General features: G+C 66.0%; 17 protein-coding genes and 1 riboswitch. Of the genes, 11 read left to right on the forward strand and 6 right to left on the reverse strand.

The genetic code is table 11. The annotated features are described in order from the left end of the window. Window positions 1-240: 240 nt before the first annotated feature. Entirely contained in the window at window positions 241-1,878 is a 1,638-nt protein-coding gene (locus tag CA2_RS04095; protein ID WP_042412927.1) for a 3-(methylthio)propionyl-CoA ligase, read from the reverse strand. A gap of 221 nt (window positions 1,879-2,099) precedes the next feature. Here CA2_RS04095 and CA2_RS04100 point away from each other — a divergent pair, with 221 nt between their 5' ends. The 5 genes from CA2_RS04100 to CA2_RS04120 all read left to right on the forward strand — a co-directional run bounded on the left by CA2_RS04100 (window position 2,100) and on the right by CA2_RS04120 (window position 5,888). After that, window positions 2,100-3,611, forward strand: coding sequence for a protein adenylyltransferase SelO (locus CA2_RS04100; protein WP_042412929.1), 1,512 nt, complete (start codon window positions 2,100-2,102; stop codon window positions 3,609-3,611). Further along, a complete protein-coding gene (gene msrB, locus CA2_RS04105; protein ID WP_042412930.1) occupies window positions 3,608-4,021 on the forward strand; it encodes a peptide-methionine (R)-S-oxide reductase MsrB in 414 nt (137 codons plus the stop codon). The genes CA2_RS04100 and msrB overlap by 4 nt, the downstream gene beginning before the upstream one ends. A gap of 184 nt (window positions 4,022-4,205) precedes the next feature. Then, window positions 4,206-4,769 carry a septation protein A gene (locus CA2_RS04110; RefSeq protein ID WP_042413057.1) on the forward strand — a complete coding sequence of 188 codons (564 nt, stop codon included), beginning with the start codon at window positions 4,206-4,208 and terminating at the stop codon, window positions 4,767-4,769. Beyond that, window positions 4,762-5,028 carry a BolA family protein gene (locus CA2_RS04115; RefSeq protein WP_042412933.1) on the forward strand — a complete coding sequence of 89 codons (267 nt, stop codon included), beginning with the start codon at window positions 4,762-4,764 and terminating at the stop codon, window positions 5,026-5,028. The genes CA2_RS04110 and CA2_RS04115 overlap by 8 nt, the downstream gene beginning before the upstream one ends. Window positions 5,029-5,102: 74 nt before the next feature. Next, entirely contained in the window at window positions 5,103-5,888 is a 786-nt protein-coding gene (locus CA2_RS04120) for a peptidylprolyl isomerase (RefSeq protein ID WP_042412935.1), read from the forward strand. Between the two features lie 97 nt (window positions 5,889-5,985). Here CA2_RS04120 and CA2_RS04125 read toward each other — a convergent pair whose 3' ends face one another. The 4 genes from CA2_RS04125 to CA2_RS04140 form a co-directional block, all read right to left on the reverse strand. Beyond that, window positions 5,986-7,260 (reverse strand): acyl-CoA dehydrogenase family protein, encoded by a 1,275-nt coding sequence (locus tag CA2_RS04125; RefSeq protein ID WP_042412937.1) that lies wholly within the window; start codon window positions 7,258-7,260, stop codon window positions 5,986-5,988. Window positions 7,261-7,370: 110 nt separating this feature from the next. Beyond that, window positions 7,371-8,462: a phosphotransferase gene (locus tag CA2_RS04130; RefSeq protein WP_042412939.1), complete on the reverse strand. Its 1,092-nt coding sequence runs from the start codon at window positions 8,460-8,462 to the stop codon at window positions 7,371-7,373. A 6-nt stretch (window positions 8,463-8,468) separates the two neighbouring features. After that, complete coding sequence (locus CA2_RS04135) at window positions 8,469-9,188, reverse strand: Crp/Fnr family transcriptional regulator (RefSeq protein WP_042412941.1); 720 nt, start codon at window positions 9,186-9,188, stop codon at window positions 8,469-8,471. Between the two features lie 397 nt (window positions 9,189-9,585). Then, on the reverse strand, window positions 9,586-9,858 hold the full coding sequence (locus CA2_RS04140) for a hypothetical protein (RefSeq protein WP_042412942.1): 273 nt from the start codon (window positions 9,856-9,858) through the stop codon (window positions 9,586-9,588). Window positions 9,859-9,980: 122 nt separating this feature from the next. After that, a riboswitch (TPP riboswitch) is annotated at window positions 9,981-10,079 on the forward strand. A gap of 76 nt (window positions 10,080-10,155) precedes the next feature. Between CA2_RS04140 and CA2_RS04145 the strand changes: the two genes are divergently transcribed. Both CA2_RS04145 and CA2_RS04150 read left to right on the forward strand, forming a co-directional pair. After that, window positions 10,156-11,457 carry a purine-cytosine permease family protein gene (locus tag CA2_RS04145; RefSeq protein WP_042412944.1) on the forward strand — a complete coding sequence of 434 codons (1,302 nt, stop codon included), beginning with the start codon at window positions 10,156-10,158 and terminating at the stop codon, window positions 11,455-11,457. 303 nt (window positions 11,458-11,760) lie between these two features. Continuing rightward, on the forward strand, window positions 11,761-12,150 hold the full coding sequence (locus CA2_RS04150) for an SH3 domain-containing protein (protein ID WP_245620878.1): 390 nt from the start codon (window positions 11,761-11,763) through the stop codon (window positions 12,148-12,150). 95 nt (window positions 12,151-12,245) lie between these two features. On the opposite strand, the gene thiD is transcribed toward CA2_RS04150, so the two are convergent. Beyond that, on the reverse strand, window positions 12,246-13,112 hold the full coding sequence (gene thiD / locus CA2_RS04155) for a bifunctional hydroxymethylpyrimidine kinase/phosphomethylpyrimidine kinase (protein WP_042412946.1): 867 nt from the start codon (window positions 13,110-13,112) through the stop codon (window positions 12,246-12,248). A gap of 274 nt (window positions 13,113-13,386) precedes the next feature. Here thiD and CA2_RS04160 point away from each other — a divergent pair, with 274 nt between their 5' ends. From CA2_RS04160 to thiE, 4 genes are all read left to right on the forward strand, one after another. After that, on the forward strand, window positions 13,387-14,490 hold the full coding sequence (locus CA2_RS04160; RefSeq protein WP_081888856.1) for an FAD-dependent oxidoreductase: 1,104 nt from the start codon (window positions 13,387-13,389) through the stop codon (window positions 14,488-14,490). Window positions 14,491-14,526: 36 nt separating this feature from the next. Then, window positions 14,527-14,724: a sulfur carrier protein ThiS gene (gene thiS / locus CA2_RS04165; protein WP_042412948.1), complete on the forward strand. Its 198-nt coding sequence runs from the start codon at window positions 14,527-14,529 to the stop codon at window positions 14,722-14,724. A 79-nt stretch (window positions 14,725-14,803) separates the two neighbouring features. Next, window positions 14,804-15,610 (forward strand): thiazole synthase, encoded by an 807-nt coding sequence (locus CA2_RS04170; RefSeq protein WP_042412950.1) that lies wholly within the window; start codon window positions 14,804-14,806, stop codon window positions 15,608-15,610. Next, the gene (thiE, locus tag CA2_RS04175; RefSeq protein ID WP_042412952.1) at window positions 15,603-16,523 is read left to right on the forward strand and encodes a thiamine phosphate synthase; all 921 of its coding nucleotides are present in this window, start codon (window positions 15,603-15,605) and stop codon (window positions 16,521-16,523) included. The genes CA2_RS04170 and thiE overlap by 8 nt, the downstream gene beginning before the upstream one ends. Window positions 16,524-16,567 lie beyond the last annotated feature (44 nt).

Raw genomic sequence — 16,567 nt, forward strand, 5'->3', positions numbered from 1 at the left:
GGAATGGGATGGGTTGGTTGGAACTCACCGAAACACCCGACAAGCGTAGTCAGCCTTCCGTCAAAAACGCATGGTGGTTTCACTCTTGGGACTATCCCCCTCCGTAGGAATACCCATAAAAAAAAGAGCGCCTGGCGCTCATCCACACTGGGTTTCAGATACTTTTCATATCCAAACCAAGGGTGGACAAGCGCCAGGCGCTCATGATTTATCAGCCCGCCGCGCGACGGGCGCCGGCGCTCAGGCCGTGGGCAGCTTGTAGTCCTTGAGCAGCTCGCGCAGCTTGGTCTTGAGCATCTTGCCGGTCGCCCCCAGGGGGATGGCGTCGACGAACACCACGTCGTCCGGGATCTGCCACTTGGCGGTCTTGCCCTCGAAGAAGGCCAGCAGTTCCTCGCGCGAGACCTCGGCGCCCGGCTTCTTGGCCACGGCCACGATGGGGCGCTCGTCCCACTTGGGGTGCGGCATGCCGATGCAGGCCGCCATGGCCACGGCCGGGTGGCCCATGGCGATGTTCTCCACGTCGATGGAGCTGATCCATTCGCCGCCGGACTTGATCACGTCCTTGGTGCGGTCCGTGATCTGCATGAAGCCATCGGCATCGATGGTCGCCACGTCCCCGGTGGGGAACCAGCCCAGGCCCTGCTCATCGGTGATCAGCGGGCTGTCGCCCTTGTAGTAGCGGTCGATGATCCAGGGGCCGCGCACCAGCAGGTCGCCATAGGTCTTGCCGTCCCAGGGCTGGTCCTTGCCGTCGTGGCCAACGATGCGCATGTCCACGCCGAAGATGCAGCGGCCCTGCTTTTGCAGCAAGCGGCGCTGCTCGGCCTTGGGCAGGTCCAGGTGCTTGTTCTTGAGCGTGCCCAGGGTGCCCAGCGGGCTCATCTCGGTCATGCCCCAGGCGTGCAGCACGCGCACGTTGTAGGTGTCCTCGAACATGTCAATCATGGCCGGCGGGCAGGCCGAGCCACCGATCACCGTGCGGTTCAGGGTGTGGAACTTCAGGCCGTTCTGCTGCACATGGCCCAGCAGCATCTGCCAGACCGTGGGCACGCCAGCGGCAAAAGTCACGCCCTCGGCCTCGATCAGCTCGTACAGCGACTTGCCGTCCAATGCCGGGCCGGGGAACACCACCTTGGCCCCGGTCAAGGGGGCCGAGTAAGGAATGCCCCAGGCGTTGACGTGGAACATGGGCACCACAGGCAGCACGGCATCGCGCGAGGACAGCCCCATCACATCGGGCAGCGCCGCGCCATAGGCGTGCAGCACCGAAGAACGGTGGCTGTACAGCGCCGCCTTGGGGTTGCCCGTGGTGCCGCTGGTGTAGCACATGCTGGACGCCGTGTTCTCATCGAGCTGCGGCCAGCGGTAGTGTTTGGACTGGTCACCAATCCAGGTCTCGTAGCTGATCAGCCCAGGGATACCGCTGTCCGCTGGCAGCTTGTCGGCATCGCACAGCGCCACCCACAACCGCACCGTGGGGCACTTGGCGTGCACGGCCTGGATGATGGGCAGGAAGGTCATGTCGAAGCACAGCACCTGGTCTTCGGCGTGGTTGACGATCCAGGCCACCTGGTCCGGGTGCAGTCGCGGGTTGATGGTGTGCAGCACGCGGCCCGAGCCGCTGACGCCGTAGTACATCTCCATGTGACGGTAACCGTTCCAGGCCAGGCTGGCGACGCGGTCGCCATGCGCCAGCTTCATCGCATCCAGCGTGTTGGCCAGCTGCTTGGCGCGCCCACACAGGTCCTGGTAGGTGTAGCGGTGGATGTCGCCCTCGACCCGGCGCGACACGATCTGCGCATCACTGTGGTGGCGCGCGGCAAATTCAATCAAATTCGAGATCAGCAGCTGCTGGTTCTGCATCAAGCCTTGCATGGAAATGGTGCTCCTGTGTTTTTTATGGCGCTGCACGCGCGCGGCCCCGTGCCGCTACGCGCGCATTCACCCCCATCCTAAGCGCATGTCCGGCACGGCAGCTGCGGGCTTTCCTGCATGCATGTGTCGCTCAGGTGTCACTTGGACGGCAATTCACAACACGCGTCAACGACCCTGCCCCCAATCGCCCAGGGCTTGCAAGGTCAAGCCGCTTGGCCACAATGGTGGGCATGCATTCCCCTGACGGTTCCCCCACCCCGGACTGGCACACCGGCTTTGCCGCCCTGGGCCCGGCGTTTCTGACCCACCTGCCCCCCACCCCGCTGCCCGCCCCCGCCTGGGTGGCGCACAGCGAAGAGGTGGCGCAGTTGGTCGGCCTGCCCCCGGGCTTCATGCCGTCCGAGACGGCCTTGCAGGCCTTCAGCGGCAACACCGTGCTGCCCGGCAGCCAGCCCTATGCCAGTGTCTACAGCGGCCACCAGTTCGGCGTGTGGGCCGGGCAGCTGGGCGATGGCCGCGCCCTGCACCTGGGCGAGACCACTGCGGGCTGGGAGCTGCAACTCAAGGGCGCAGGCCGCACCCCGTATTCGCGCGGCGGCGACGGCCGGGCCGTGCTGCGCTCGTCCATCCGCGAGTTCCTGTGCAGCGAAGCCATGCACGCCCTGGGCATTCCCACCACGCGCGCGCTGTGCCTGACCGCCTCGCCCGCCCCGGTGCACCGCGAGACCCTGGAAACCGCTGCCGTGGTCACGCGGGCCGCCCCCAGCTTCATCCGCTTTGGCCATTTCGAGCACTTTGCCGCCCGCGACATGCAGACCGAGCTGCGCGCCCTGGCCGACTATGTGATCGACCGCTACGACCCCGATTGCCGCCAGGGCTGGTCCGGCCAGGATGCCGAGGGCCAGGCCCTGCACGGCAACGCCTATGCGGCGCTGCTGCATGCGATTGGCCAGCGCACCGCCCGCTTGCTGGCGCACTGGCAGGCCGTGGGCTTTTGCCACGGCGTGATGAACACCGACAACATGAGCGTGCTGGGCCTGACCATCGACTACGGCCCTTTCCAGTTCCTGGACGGCTTCGACCCCGGCCACATCTGCAACCACAGCGACCACCAGGGGCGCTACGCCTTCAACAAGCAGCCCCAGATCGCCTACTGGAACCTGTTCTGCCTGGGCCAGGCCCTGCTGCCGCTGATCGAGGACCAGGACGTGACCGTGGCGGCGCTGGAAGCCTACCGCCCGGCGTTCAGCCAGGCCTTCCGCACCCTGGTGTGCCGCAAGCTGGGCCTGCCCGGTGCCGAACTGCAGCACGAAGAGGCCGCCACCGCCACCATCGGCCAGCTGCTGGAATTGCTGGCGGCCCAGCGCGTGGACCACAGCATCTTCTGGCGGCGCCTGTCGCTGTCGGCCCAGGACGGTGACCCCGAGCGCACGCGCGAGCTGTTCCTGGACACCGAGGCCTTCGACCGCTGGTTGCTCACCTATCAAGAGCTGTCCACGCAGATGGGACAAGCGCCTGACGCCGATTTGATGCTGCACACCAACCCCGCCTTCGTGCTGCGCAACCATGTGGGCGAGCTGGCCATTCGCGCCGCGCAGCAAGGCGACTTCAGCGTGGTGCAATCCTTGCACCAGGTGCTGCGCGCCCCGTTTGACGATCACCCGGCGCACCGCGCCTGGGCCGACTTTCCGCCCGACTGGGCATCCTCCATTGCCATCAGCTGCTCCTCATGACCTACCCCATCCAGAAAACCGACGCCGAATGGCTGGACACCCTGCGTGCCAAGGGGGCCGAGCCCGTGGCCTACCAGGTCACACGCCACGCCGCCACGGAGCGCCCCTTCACCGGCCGCTACGAACAGCACTGGGCCGACGGCAGCTACCACTGCATCTGCTGCGGCGCCAAGCTGTTCGATGCGGACACCAAGTTCGACGCCGGCTGCGGCTGGCCGAGCTTCCACCAGACCATCCCCGGCGCCATCACCGAGATCGTGGACCACAGCCACCACATGGTGCGCACCGAAACCGTGTGCAGCCAGTGCGGCGCCCACCTGGGCCATGTGTTTGAGGATGGTCCCCAGCCGACCGGTCTGCGCTACTGCATGAACTCGGCCTCGCTGCAGTTCCAGGAACCCGAGGCCTGAAGGCGTGCGCCCCTGCGGAGCCAGCCAGCCCCGGGCGCCTTCGGTCTTGCCCGGCGACCGGCGCGCGCTCGGCGCGTGAAACCCTTGGACTTGCCGGATTTGTGTGCCTGCCAGCCCCCGGGGCTATGGCATGCTTGGCATCTTTTCGCATGACCCCGGGCCCTGCGGCGCCCGAATGCTTTTCATGAAACTGCTGATCGACTTTTTCCCCATCATTTTGTTTTTCGCGGCCTTCAAGGTCTGGGGCATCTACGCCGCCACGGCAGTGGCCATCGTGGCCACCATCGCGCAGATCGCCTACCTGCGCATCAAGACGGGCAAGGTCGAGACCATGCAATGGCTGAGCCTGGGGGTCATCGTGCTGTTCGGCGGCGCCACCCTGATCGCCCACGATGAGAATTTCATCAAGTGGAAGCCCACCGTGCTGTACTGGCTGATGGGCGGTGCCCTGCTGGTGGGTCTGGTGCTGTTCAAGAAGAACTTCCTCAAGAGCCTGATGGGCGCGCAGCTGCAACTGCCCGAGCCAGTCTGGACCACGCTGAACTGGGCCTGGACCGGCTTCTTCGCCGTCATGGGCGTGCTCAACCTGTGGGTGGCCTACAACTTTGACACCGACACCTGGGTCAATTTCAAGATGTTCGGCGGCATGGGTTTGATGCTGGTGTTCATCGTGGGCCAGGCCTTCTACCTGGGCCGCTACCTCAAGGACGGCGAGCAGGCCCCCTCGCAGGAGCGTGGCCATGAGTGAGGCCATTACCGCCGCCGCCATTGAGCAGGTGCTGCGCGCCCAGTTGGCGCCCACCCAGCTCGAAGTCATCGATGAAAGCGGCGCCCACGCCGGTCACGCCGGCGCCAACGGCACAGGTTTTGGCACCCACTTTCGCGTACGCATTGCCTCACCATTTTTTGAAGGCAAGAGCCGCGTGGCACGCCACCGTGTTGTGTATGATTCCTTGCAGCATTTCATCGACCAAGGCCTTCATGCTTTAGCCATCGAAGTGCTTTGACGAACCCCATTGCTAGAAACGCCAACGGTCGTTGGCGGCAATCACCTACTCTTACCTCTTTGTTGGATTTCCGCATGAAAAAACAGCTTTTGCCCAGCCTCGTGGCTGTCGCCGTGTTGGGCACTGCCGCCCTTTCGGCTTCTGCGCAAAACTTGGCCATCGTCAATGGCAAGCCCGTGCCTCTGGAGCGCGTGAAGGTGCTCAAGCAGCAGATCGAGCGCTCGGGACGCCAGGTGCCTGCAGAGATGGAGGCCCAGATCAAGGAAGAAGTGATTGCCCGTGAAATCTTCCTGCAGGAAGCCACCAAGCGCGGCCTGGATGCCACGCCCGAATACAAGCAGCAGATGGACCTGGCCCGCCAGACCATCCTGATCCGCGAGTTGTTCGTGGACTACCAGAAGAAGAACCCTGTCACCGACGCCGAGATCAAGGCCGAGTACGACAAGTTCGTCGCAGCCAACGCCGGCAAGGAATACCGCGCCAGCCACATCCTGGTGGAATCCGAAGACCGCGCCAAGGCCATCATTGCCGAAGTCAAGGCCGGCAAGAAGTTCGAAGACATCGCCAAGAAGGAGTCCAAGGACCCCGGATCGGGCGCCCAAGGCGGCGACCTGGGCTGGGCCAGCCCCGCGAACTATGTGCCCGAGTTCACCGAGGCCATGGTCAAGCTGCAAAAGGGTGGCCTGACCGATGCACCCGTGAAGAGCCAGTTTGGCTGGCACATCATCCGCGTGGACGACCTGCGCGATGCCCAGATGCCTTCTCTGGACGACGTCAAGCCCCAGATCGCCGAGCAACTGGAACAGCAAAAGATGATGCAATTCCAGGAATCCCTGCGCGCCAAGGCCAAGGTGCAATAAGCGCTGCACCAGCGAGCGACAAAAAAGCGACCCGTCGGGTCGCTTTTTTTTATGGGACCGGCAGGGCCTGCGCCCCGCCGGGTGGTGACTGCTGCACTCAGGCGCCGCGCGTGATCGGTACCTGCGCGTCCCGGCCGTAGGTGCCCCACTTGCCCAGCTCCCACTTGGCAATCGCGTTGCGGTGCACTTCGTCCGGGCCGTCGGCAAAGCGCAGCGTGCGCGCCGAAGCGTAGGCGTGGGCCAGGGGGAAGTCCTGGCTCATGCCCCCCCCGCCATGGACCTGCATCGCCCAGTCGATCACATCGCAGGCCAGCTTGGGCGCCACCACCTTGATCATGGCGATTTCGGTGCGCGCCACCTTGTTGCCCACGGTGTCCATCATCCACGCGGCCTTGAGCGTCAGCAGGCGTGCCATGTCGATGCGGCAGCGCGCTTCGGCGATGCGCTCCTGGGTCACGGTCTGCTGGGCAATCGTCTTGCCGAAGGCCACGCGGCTGGAGGCGCGCTGGCACATCAGCTCCAGCGCACGCTCGGCCTGGCCGATGAGGCGCATGCAGTGGTGGATGCGGCCAGGGCCCAGTCGGCCCTGGGCGATCTCGAAGCCACGGCCTTCGCCCAGCAGGATGTTGCTGACCGGCACGCGCACGTTCTCGAAATACATTTCCATGTGGCCGTGTGGTGCATCGTCGTAGCCCAACACGCTCAACGGACGCACCACGCGCACGCCGGGGGCATCGGCCGGCACCAGCACCATGCTCTGCTGCGAGTGCTTGGGCGCATCGGGGTCGGTCTTGCCCATGGTGATGTAGATGGCGCAGCGCGGGTCGCCCGCCCCGGAGATCCACCACTTGTGGCCGTTGATGACGTACTCGTCGCCCTGGCGTTCGATGCGGGTGCAGATGTTGGTGGCATCGCTGGAGGCCACCTCGGGTTCGGTCATCGCGAAGGCGGAGCGGATTTCACCGCGCAGCAAGGGCAGCAACCACTGGTCGCGGTGCTCCTGCGTGCCGTAGCGGGCAATGGTTTCCATGTTGCCGGTGTCGGGCGCCGAGCAGTTGAAGACTTCTGATGCCCAGCCCACACGGCCCATGATTTCGGCCAGGGGCGCGTACTCCTGGTTGGTCAGGCCGGCACCGTGCACGCCGGCGATCTCGGCGCTGTCCTGGGGCAGGAACAGGTTCCACAGATCCTGGGCCTTGGCCTTGTCCTTGAGGTCTTCGATGACCTTCAGCGGGGTCCAGCGCTTGCCCGCCTGGGTGTTGGCCTCCAGCTCGTGGTGGACGGCCGCTTCGGCGGGATAGATGTGCTCGTCCATGAAGCGCAGCAACCGCGCCTGCAGTTCCTTGGTCTTGGGGGAGTAGTCGAAATCCATGGAGTGCTCCTTTTCGTTAACAGGCAAACATGGGCGTGCACTGCCCCCGGCAGCTGCAGCCGTCTAACACACGAGGGGAAAACTGGGGTGCGGCCCCTGCGCCGCCGGGCTCAGGCGCCGTGCTTTTGCGCGTAGGACCAGGCCAGCTGCGCCATGGGCCGCGCGGTATCGCCCGCGGCCTTGGCCTGCGCGCTGGAGGCGGTCCCCGCCTCGACCCGCTTGGCAATGCCCTGCAAGATGGCCGCGATGCGGAACATGTTGTAGGCCAGGTAGAAATTCCAGTCGGCCTGCAGCTGCTGCGGCGTGGCCAGCCCGGTGCGCTCGCAGTAGCGGCGCATGTATTCGGCTTCGCTGGGAATGCCCAGGGCTGCAATGTCCAGGCCGCCAATGCCGCGCCCCAGGCTGGCCGGGATGTGCCAGGCCATGCAGTGGTAGCTGAAGTCGGCCAGGGGGTGGCCCAGCGTGGACAGCTCCCAGTCCAGCACGGCCACCACCTGCGGGGCATCGGCGGCGAACATGAGGTTGTCCATGCGGTAGTCGCCATGGACGATGGAGACCTTGCTGTCGTCCTTGGCGCTGACCGGCATGTTCATCGGCAGCCAGGCCATCAGCTTGTCCATCTCGTCGATCGGCTGGGTGACCGAGGCCACGTACTGCTTGCTCCAGCGGCCGATCTGGCGCTCGAAATAGTTGCCCGGCTTGCCATAGTCGGCCAGGCCCTGGCGTGTCACATCGACCGTGTGCAGCGCGGCCATCACGCGGTTCATCTCGTCATAGATCGCACCGCGCTGCTGCGGCGTCATGCCGGGCAGGGACTGGTCCCACAGCACGCGGCCGGCCTTGAACTCCATGATGTAGAAGGCGCGGCCGATGATGGACTCGTCCTCGCACAGGGCATACATGTGCGGCACGGGCACATCGGTCCCGGCCAGCCCCTGCATGACCTTGAATTCACGCTCGATCGCATGCGCCGAGGGCAGGAGCTTGGCGACCGGACCGGGCTTGGAGCGCATCACGTAGCTGCGCCCCGGCGTGACCAGTTTGTAGGTGGGGTTGGATTGTCCGCCCTTGAACATCTCCACCGTGATCGGGCCTGCGAAGCCCGCCACCTGGGTGCTCATCCAGACCTCCAGAGCCGACACATCGAACGCATGGGTGTCGGAAACTGGCTTGGTACCTACAAAATGGTCAAAGTTACTCATGGTTGTTTAAAGGTCAGTTTCCACAATGCGCAGCAGCGCATCGCGGTCGCGCACAACCAGACCCCCCGGTTCGATCCGGATGATGTCCTCGCGCTCCATGCCCTTGAGCTCCTGGTTCACGCGCTGGCGTGAAGCCCCGAGCAACTGGGCCAACTCTTCCTGCGCCAGCTGCAGGCCGATGCGCACTTCCTCGGCATGCGCCAGGCTGGGAATGCCATAGCTGCGCATCAGGTGCAGCAGCTGCTTGGCCAGCCGCGCGCGCAGCGGCAGCGTGTTCAGGTCCTCGACCAGGCCGTACAGCTGACGGATGCGGCGCGCCGCCAGCCACAGCATGGCCTCGTAGAACTCGGTGTGCGTTGCCAGGATGCGCTTGAAGTCCGCCTTGGCCACGCACAGCAGCGTGGTCGCCCCGTGGGCATACGCGTCGTGCGTGCGGCGATCCCCGTCGAAGATCGAGGTATCGCCAAACCACAGCCCAGGCTCCACATAGGTCAGCGTGATCTGCTTGCCCGTGATGGACGTCGAGCTCACCCGCACGGCCCCCTTGGCACACGCAAACCATTCCTCCGGCACTTCGCCGCGGGCGCAGATCAAAGCACCATCCTTGAATCGTTTGACGTAAGCGCATCGGAGTATGTCGTGCCGCAGCGAAGGTGAGAGGGATGAAAACCAGCGACCTGCATTGATCGCTTCACGTTCTTCGATAGTAAGAATCGGGTCGTCCATATCCTGTCGTTTCTGTGACTGAAAACCGGACCATTGTCGCGTCAGAGACCAGCCGCTTGGGGTCTGAAAGCGCCTCCTGGGTATGAACTTGTCCAGAAAGTGACAGTCTGGATCGCAGCCAACCCCAAAACAAAGGGTAAACCCTTAACCCTTTGATGCTGCACGCGTTTTCCAGCCCCAGACTGTGCACCACACCACGGTCCATCGCAGTTTTTTTCAACTCGGGCATTCCGCCCAGCAGAACCCTGCCAGCGTCCACCCAGACCGGTCTCGGTCACCATGCGGCCGTAGCCCTGCACAGCGCCCACCGGGTGGGCCGCCACCATGCCGCTTTGCTCATCCATCCATAGCTGTCCGCGCAGGATTTACCGGCCTTCAACGCCGATTTGATGCAATTTCAAGACGTGGACACCGCACCTGCCAAGACCACCGGCTCGCCGCTGGCCAGAACCATGCAGCTGGTGGACCCCACCTGCAGCTTGGCGCCATGAAACACGTCCTCCCAGCCGTCGGCCTGCTTGAAGTTCGTGGTGCCGTGGGTCAGTTGGCGCTCGGCGTTCAAGGCCTGCAGGTCGGCGGCGGTCAGCTCGATGCACGAAGGGAAGGCGCTGCCGTGCGCCTTCCAGTGCGCACGCCAGGCCTCAACCGGCGCGTCGCAGAGATTGGGCATGGCTGAATTTCAGGGCATGTTCCGGCGCTCCTGGCCCCGCTGCGGTACGGCCCATGGGCGGGTCTGCGACCAGGGAAACCGCGGTTTCATGGGACAATCGCGCCCGCTGCATCGCACGGTGTGGCGCTCGCTGGGGGTGCCCTGCCGCAAGGCCGGGCTGAGAGAGTCCCTTTGAACCTGATTGAGATCATCCTCGCGCAGGGAAGCTGTTCATGCTGGTTGCTCGTCCGCAGGCTGTTGGCCCTTGCGGGCCGCGAGCCTGTCACGGCCCCTGCTTCGTAGGCTTACGGAGCATGTATGCATTCCTCGTCTTCCGCGCCCGCCAACCAGGCGCTGTCTCCCACCACACCGTCTGAACGGGTGTTCGCCCTGCACGACCACGCTGCGCTGTGGTTCAGCCTGGGCGTGGGCCTGCTGGTGATGCAGGTGGGCGCCTACCTGCTGCCCGCCCTGTCCACCCAGCAGGCCGTACTGGCGATCGTCTGCGGGTCGCTGCTGGGCGCCGGCCTGCTGGGCTGGATGGCCAAGATTGCCTGCGACACCGGGCTGTCCAGCGCCGCGCTGATGACCCACGTCTACGGCCGCCAGTTCGCCAAGCTGCCCATCCTGCTGAACCTGGTGCAACTGATCGGCTGGGGCACCTTCGAGCTGGTGGTGATGCGCGACGCCAGCGTGGCCATTGCCCGCCAGGCCGGCGGCATGGCGGCCAGCCACTGGCCGGTGGTCATGACCCTGGTGTGGGGTGCCGTGATCGGGCTACTGATCAGTGGCTCCATGCTCAAGCTGGTGCGCCAGCTGATTGCCCGCATTGCGCTGCCGCTGGTGGTGCTGTCGCTGCTGTGGCTGACCTGGCATTTTGTCGGCCTGGCCCTGGAACAGGGCTGGGAAGGCATCTGGCAACGCCCCGGCACCGGTGGCATGGGCTGGTTGCCCGCCATGGACCTGGTGGTGGCCATGCCCATCTCCTGGCTGCCGCTGGTGGCGGACTATGCCCGCCATGGCCGCGATGGTCGCAGCGCCCTGCGCGGCACCTGGCTTGGCTTTGGACTGGCCAACGTGTGGTGCTACGGCCTGGGCGTGCTGATCACGCTGACCCTGCCCAGCGAGAACCTGGTCACCGCCCTGCTGCTGGCCCAGGGGGGCCTGATCGCCCTGACGCTGATCCTGATCGACGAAGTGGACAACGCTTATGGCGACACCTACTCCGGCGCCATGGCCGCCCACAGCATGGCGCCACGCTGGAGCCTGCGCCGCTGGGGCCTGGGGCTGACCGTGGTCTGCGTGCTGCTGGCCCTGGTGCTGCCCATGCACAGCATCGAACCCTTCCTGCTGATGCTCAGCTCGGTCTTCGTGCCCCTGTTTGGCGTGATCCTGGGGCGCCTGGCCTGGCAAGCAACCGACCAGCGCCTGGCCCAGGCCCCGCAATGGCTGGCGCAGGCGCGCGGCGCGCACTGGCCGGCCGTGCTGCTGTGGCTGGCGGGTGTGGGCTTCTACCACGGCGTGCCCCTGCTGGCCCCTGCCGCAGGCAGCGCGCTGCCAACGCTGCTGGTGTGCTTTGTGCTGGTGCGACTGCTGCCGCGCGCGGCCCCGGCGCAGTGACCCCAGGCCAGCCGCAATTTGGTCGGTTTGTCCAGACGGTTCATCGCCAAGCATGACCAGAAACACGACAGCGGTCACATTTCACGCATTTTTTTGTGAGTGGAATGCAAATTTCAGTGAAACTGCGCGGGCATGATGCAAATTCTTACAGGTACGGGGCACACGGCCCGCACCTGGGCCCCCTTGATTCACAGGAGTTATTGCCGCGTGTTGTCACCACTTGCCCCCCACCTCTCCCGCCGCCTGCGCAGCAGCGGCCTTGCTGCCCTGCTGTTGACCGGTGTGCTTGCCGCCGCCCCTGCCTTGGCCCAAGCACAAGAGTTTTTGAGCATCAAGGGCAATACCGTCAACATCCGCGCCAAACCCACGACCAAGTCCGAGATTGCCTGGGAACTGATCAAAGGCTATCCCGTGCAGGTGATGGAGCGCCGGGACGACTGGATCAAGGTCAAGGACTTTGAAGGCCCGCTGGGCTGGGTGCACCAGCCCCTGACCGACAGCGTGCCTCATTACCTGATCAAGGCCGATACCGTCAACCTGCGCGCAGGCCCGGGCACCAAACACGGCGTAGTGACCAAGCTGAGCAAGTACGACATCGTCAAGACCTTGGAAAAGCGCGACGACTGGGCCAAAGTCCAGACGCCCGAAGGCCAGTCCGGCTGGATGCTGGAAAAGCTGGGATGGGGTTGGTAGCCCCTCTCCTAGCAGACAGAATCTCCATAAAAAAAACGGCGCCCAGGGCGCCGTTTTTTTTATGGAGAATCCGCGGCCCTGCCGAGCCACCACCCTCAGCCCGTGAACACCAGCTGGGCCTGGGGCGCAAACCCATGGTTCAAAGGGCCATGGCCCCGCCCGGTGTACACCTCAGCCCCGGCGGCGATGGCCCCCAGGATGTAGCTGCGGGCGCTTTCCACCGCCGCTGGCAGCGGCAGGCCGCGCGCCAGGTAGGCTGCAATCGCCGAGGACAGGGTGCAACCCGTGCCATGGCCGTTGTGCGTGGGAATGCGCTGCGAACCCAGCTCCTGGCGCGAGCCGTCGCGACCGGCCAGCAAGTCCACCACCCAGTCACCAGGCAGGTGCCCGCCTTTGAGCAGCACCTGCTGCGCACCCATGTCCAGCAAGGCCTGGGCGGCGGAATCCATGTCCGTCACATCGGCGATCTTGCGGCCAATCAGCCAGCCGGCCTCATCCAGGTTGGGCGTGATCACGCTGGCCAGCGGGAACAGCTCACGCACCAGCACGGCCACGGTTTCATCGTGGATCAGCTTGTCGCCGCTGGTGGCCACCATCACCGGGTCCAGCACCACGTTCGCAATCCCGTAGCGGCGGATGGCATCGGCCACCACCTGCACGATCTCGGGCGCATGCAGCATGCCGATCTTGACGGCATCCACCCCGATGTCCTGCACCACGGCGTCGATCTGCGCCTGCAGCATCTCGGGCGGGATGCCATGGATGCAGCGCACGCCCAGCGTGTTCTGGGCGGTGATGGCGGTGATGGCCGTCATGCCGTAGCAGCCCAAGGCGCTGAAGGTCTTCAGGTCGGCCTGGATGCCGGCGCCACCGCCACTGTCCGAGCCGGCGATGGAAAGCACGCGCGCATAGCGCGGAAAACGGGGGGATGCACTGCCGTGTGGCAGGGGTTGCGTAGTCATGGCAAAAATTATGACCCAAGCCAAGGCTTGTTCACGCACTGGCGCCGCTGTTCCTGCCCTTGTGCTGTAATTGCCGCTTGCGGACGAAACAGGGGTGTCCCGCTGCCACCGGCACCGTGCCGGCGCAGTGCGCGACTGAGAAACACCCTGGGGCCCTGCGCCCCGTTACCCGATCCAGGTCATGCTGGCGTGGGGAGTTTCCACAGAGCAGCAGCCGCACGGCTGCGATGCCCGTTTTGTCCTTGGCGACACTTACCAACGGGAATTCTTCACCATGCTCGCTTTGACCACACCTTCGCACATTGCCATCCTGGGCGCCGGCCTGATGGGCCGTCTTCTGGCACTGGAGCTGGCGCGCGAGGGGCATCGCGTCGAGGTGTTCGAAGCCAAGGGCCCCGAGGCCGATGGCGCTGCCGCGCGCGTGGCCGCCGCCATGCTGGCCCCGCTGGCCGAATCGGCCATCACCGAACCCGGCGTGGTGCGCATGGGCCAGTACGGGCTGACCCGCTGGCCCCAGCTGATCGCCCAGTTGGACGCCCCCGTGTATTTCCAGCAGAACGGCACGCTGGTGGTCTGGCACCGCCAGGATGCCGCCGATGCCCAGCGCCTGTGCAGCCTGTTCGAGAAGAACCGCCGCCTCAACCCCAGCCTGCCCGCGCTGGAGAACCTGGATGCCCAGCGCCTGCCCCAGGTCGAGCCCGCCCTGCAAGGCCGCTTCAACCAGGGCGTCTACCTGCCCGGCGAAGGCCAGCTGGACAACCGCCAGCTGCTGGCCGCGCTGGAGCAGACACTGACCCGCCTGGGCGTGGCGCTGCACTGGCACACCCCGCGCGAGACCACCGACTTCCAACCCGGCACCAGCGGCCAGCCCGATCTGGTGCTGGACTGCCGCGGCCTGGGCGCACGCACGCAGTGGAGCGCGCTGCGCGGCATCCGCGGCGAGGTGGTGCGCGTGCACGCCCCCGAGGTGACGCTGCAGCGCCCCACGCGCCTGGTGCACCCGCGCTACCCGCTGTACATCGCACCCAAGCAGGACCACATCTTCGTCATCGGCGCGACCGAGATCGAATCCGACGACATGGGCCCGGCCAGCCTGCGCTCGGTGATGGAGCTGCTCAGCGCGCTCTACACCGTGCACTCCGGCTTTGCCGAAGCGCGCATCCTGGAAATTGCCACCCAGTGCCGCCCCACCCTGCCGGACAACCTGCCCGCCCTGCGCTGGCTGGACGAGCGCGTGCTGCAGGTCAACGGCCTGTACCGCCACGGCTACATGATCTCCCCCGCCATGCTGGACGCCACGCTGCAGCTGCTGCGCACGGGCAGCGCGGCGCTGGCCGAGGACTTCGACGTGGTCGTGCACGCCCCCATGCTCGCCTGAGCACCGCGCTTCGCCGACAATACGGGCTTTTTGCTTATGAACATCACCATCAACCAGCAGGCAGTGCAACTGCCCGACCCGGCCAATGTGGCCGACGCCGTGGCCCACTGGCAGGCCCAGCCACCGTTTGCGGTGGCGGTGAATGCCGAGTTCGTGCCCAAATCGCTGTACGCCACGCGCCAACTGGCCGAGGGCGACCGCCTGGACATCATCGCCCCCGTGACGGGCGGTTGAGGGTTCGGGGCACCGATTCTTCATAAAATCAGCCGCTAGCGCTTTCCTATCAAGCGCTGGCAGCTATCAAAATTTCGCCATGAGCACACCTACCCCCGCCGCAGACAGCCTGGTGCTGTACGGCCAGACCTTCCAAAGTCGATTGCTGCTGGGCACATCGCGCTACCCCTCGCCCGCCGTGCTGGAAGCGGCCGTGGCCCGTGCCAAACCCGCCATGGTCACCGCCTCGCTGCGCCGCCAGGGCAGCAACGCCGCCGAAACCGGCGCCAGCTTCTGGGAGCTGCTGCGCCAGCTGAACGTGCCCGTGCTGCCCAACACCGCCGGCTGCATGACCATCCAGGAAGCCGTGACCACGGCCCAGATGGCGCGCGAGGTGTTCGACACCCCCTGGATCAAGCTGGAGCTGATCGGTGACGACTACACCCTGCAGCCCGACACGCTGAACCTGGTGGAGGCCGCGTCCCTCCTGATCAAGGACGGCTTCCAGGTGCTGCCCTACTGCACCGAGGACCTGGTGCTGTGCCAGCGCCTGGTCGACGTGGGCTGCCAGGCTGTCATGCCCTGGGCCGCCCCCATCGGCACCGGCCGCGGCCCTGCCAACCCCTACGCCATGCAGGTGCTGCGCGAGCGCCTGGACGTGCCCCTGATCGTTGATGCCGGTCTGGGCCGACCCAGCCACGCCTGCCAGGTCATGGAGTGGGGGTTTGACGGCGTGCTGCTGAACACCGCCGTGGCCCTGTCCGAAGACCCGGTGCGCATGGCCGGCGCCTTTGCCGACGCCACCCAGGCCGGCCGCGACGGCTACCTGGCTGGCGCCATGGCCGAACAGACCGCCGCCCAGCCCAGCACCCCCGTCCTGGGCACACCCTTCTGGCACCATGACTGAGTTGCACATCCCCGCCATGGCCCAGGCCATCGTGGACGCCCACAGCGCCACCTTCGCCCCCGACGAACAGCGCCTGCCGGCACAGCCCACGCCAGCGGCCACCCGCCAGGACCCCATCTATCTGGCGGCGCTGCAGGCCTGCAGCGCCCTAGGCTTCATCGCCATCGACGCCGAATGCCTGGCCCAGGCCTGGCAGCAGCAGAGCGTGCGCACCGGCAGCTTTGACGCCCGCTGCTGGCCCAGCGCCCCGCAGGACTTCGGCCTGGCCGGGGCCGATCCGCAACGTGCCTTCCCGCCCTGCCCGCGCGCGCTGGGGCTGTATGGCGTGCTGCCCACGGCCGAGTGGGTGGGCCGCATGGCCCGCGCCGGCGTGCCCACGGTGCAATTGCGCTTCAAGAGCGATGACCAGGCCGCCATCCGCCGCGAAGTACAGGCCGCCGTGCAGGCCGTGCAAGGCACCGGCGCGCGCCTGTTCATCAACGACCACTGGCAGGCCGCCATCGATGCCGACGCCTACGGCATCCACGTCGGCCAGGAAGACCTGGACGCCCTGGAAGGCGCACAGCTGGACGCCATCCGCGCCAGCGGCCTGCGCCTGGGCGTCAGCACCCACGGCTATGCGGAGATGGTGCGCGCCCATGCCGTGCAACCCAGCTACATCGCCCTGGGTGCCGTGTTTCCCACCACGCTCAAGAAAATGGCCACGGCCCCGCAAGGCGTGGCCCGCCTGCAGGCCTATGTGCGCCTGATGCAGCAGTACCCGCTGGTGGCCATCGGCGGCATCGCGGCCGAGCAGTTCCCGGCCATCCTGGCCACCGGCGTGGGTTCCATCGCCGTGGTGCGCGCCCTGGTGAATGCCCCCGACCCTGATGCGGCCGCGCAACAGTTGCTGGCTTTCATCCCCGCGTCATAAGCCGTTCATCCAGCGCCGCCGCAGCGCCCCGCCCCACGTCCCGC

The organism is Comamonas aquatica NBRC 14918 (assembly GCF_000739875.1).
Classification (GTDB): Bacteria; Pseudomonadota; Gammaproteobacteria; order Burkholderiales; family Burkholderiaceae_C; genus Comamonas; species Comamonas aquatica.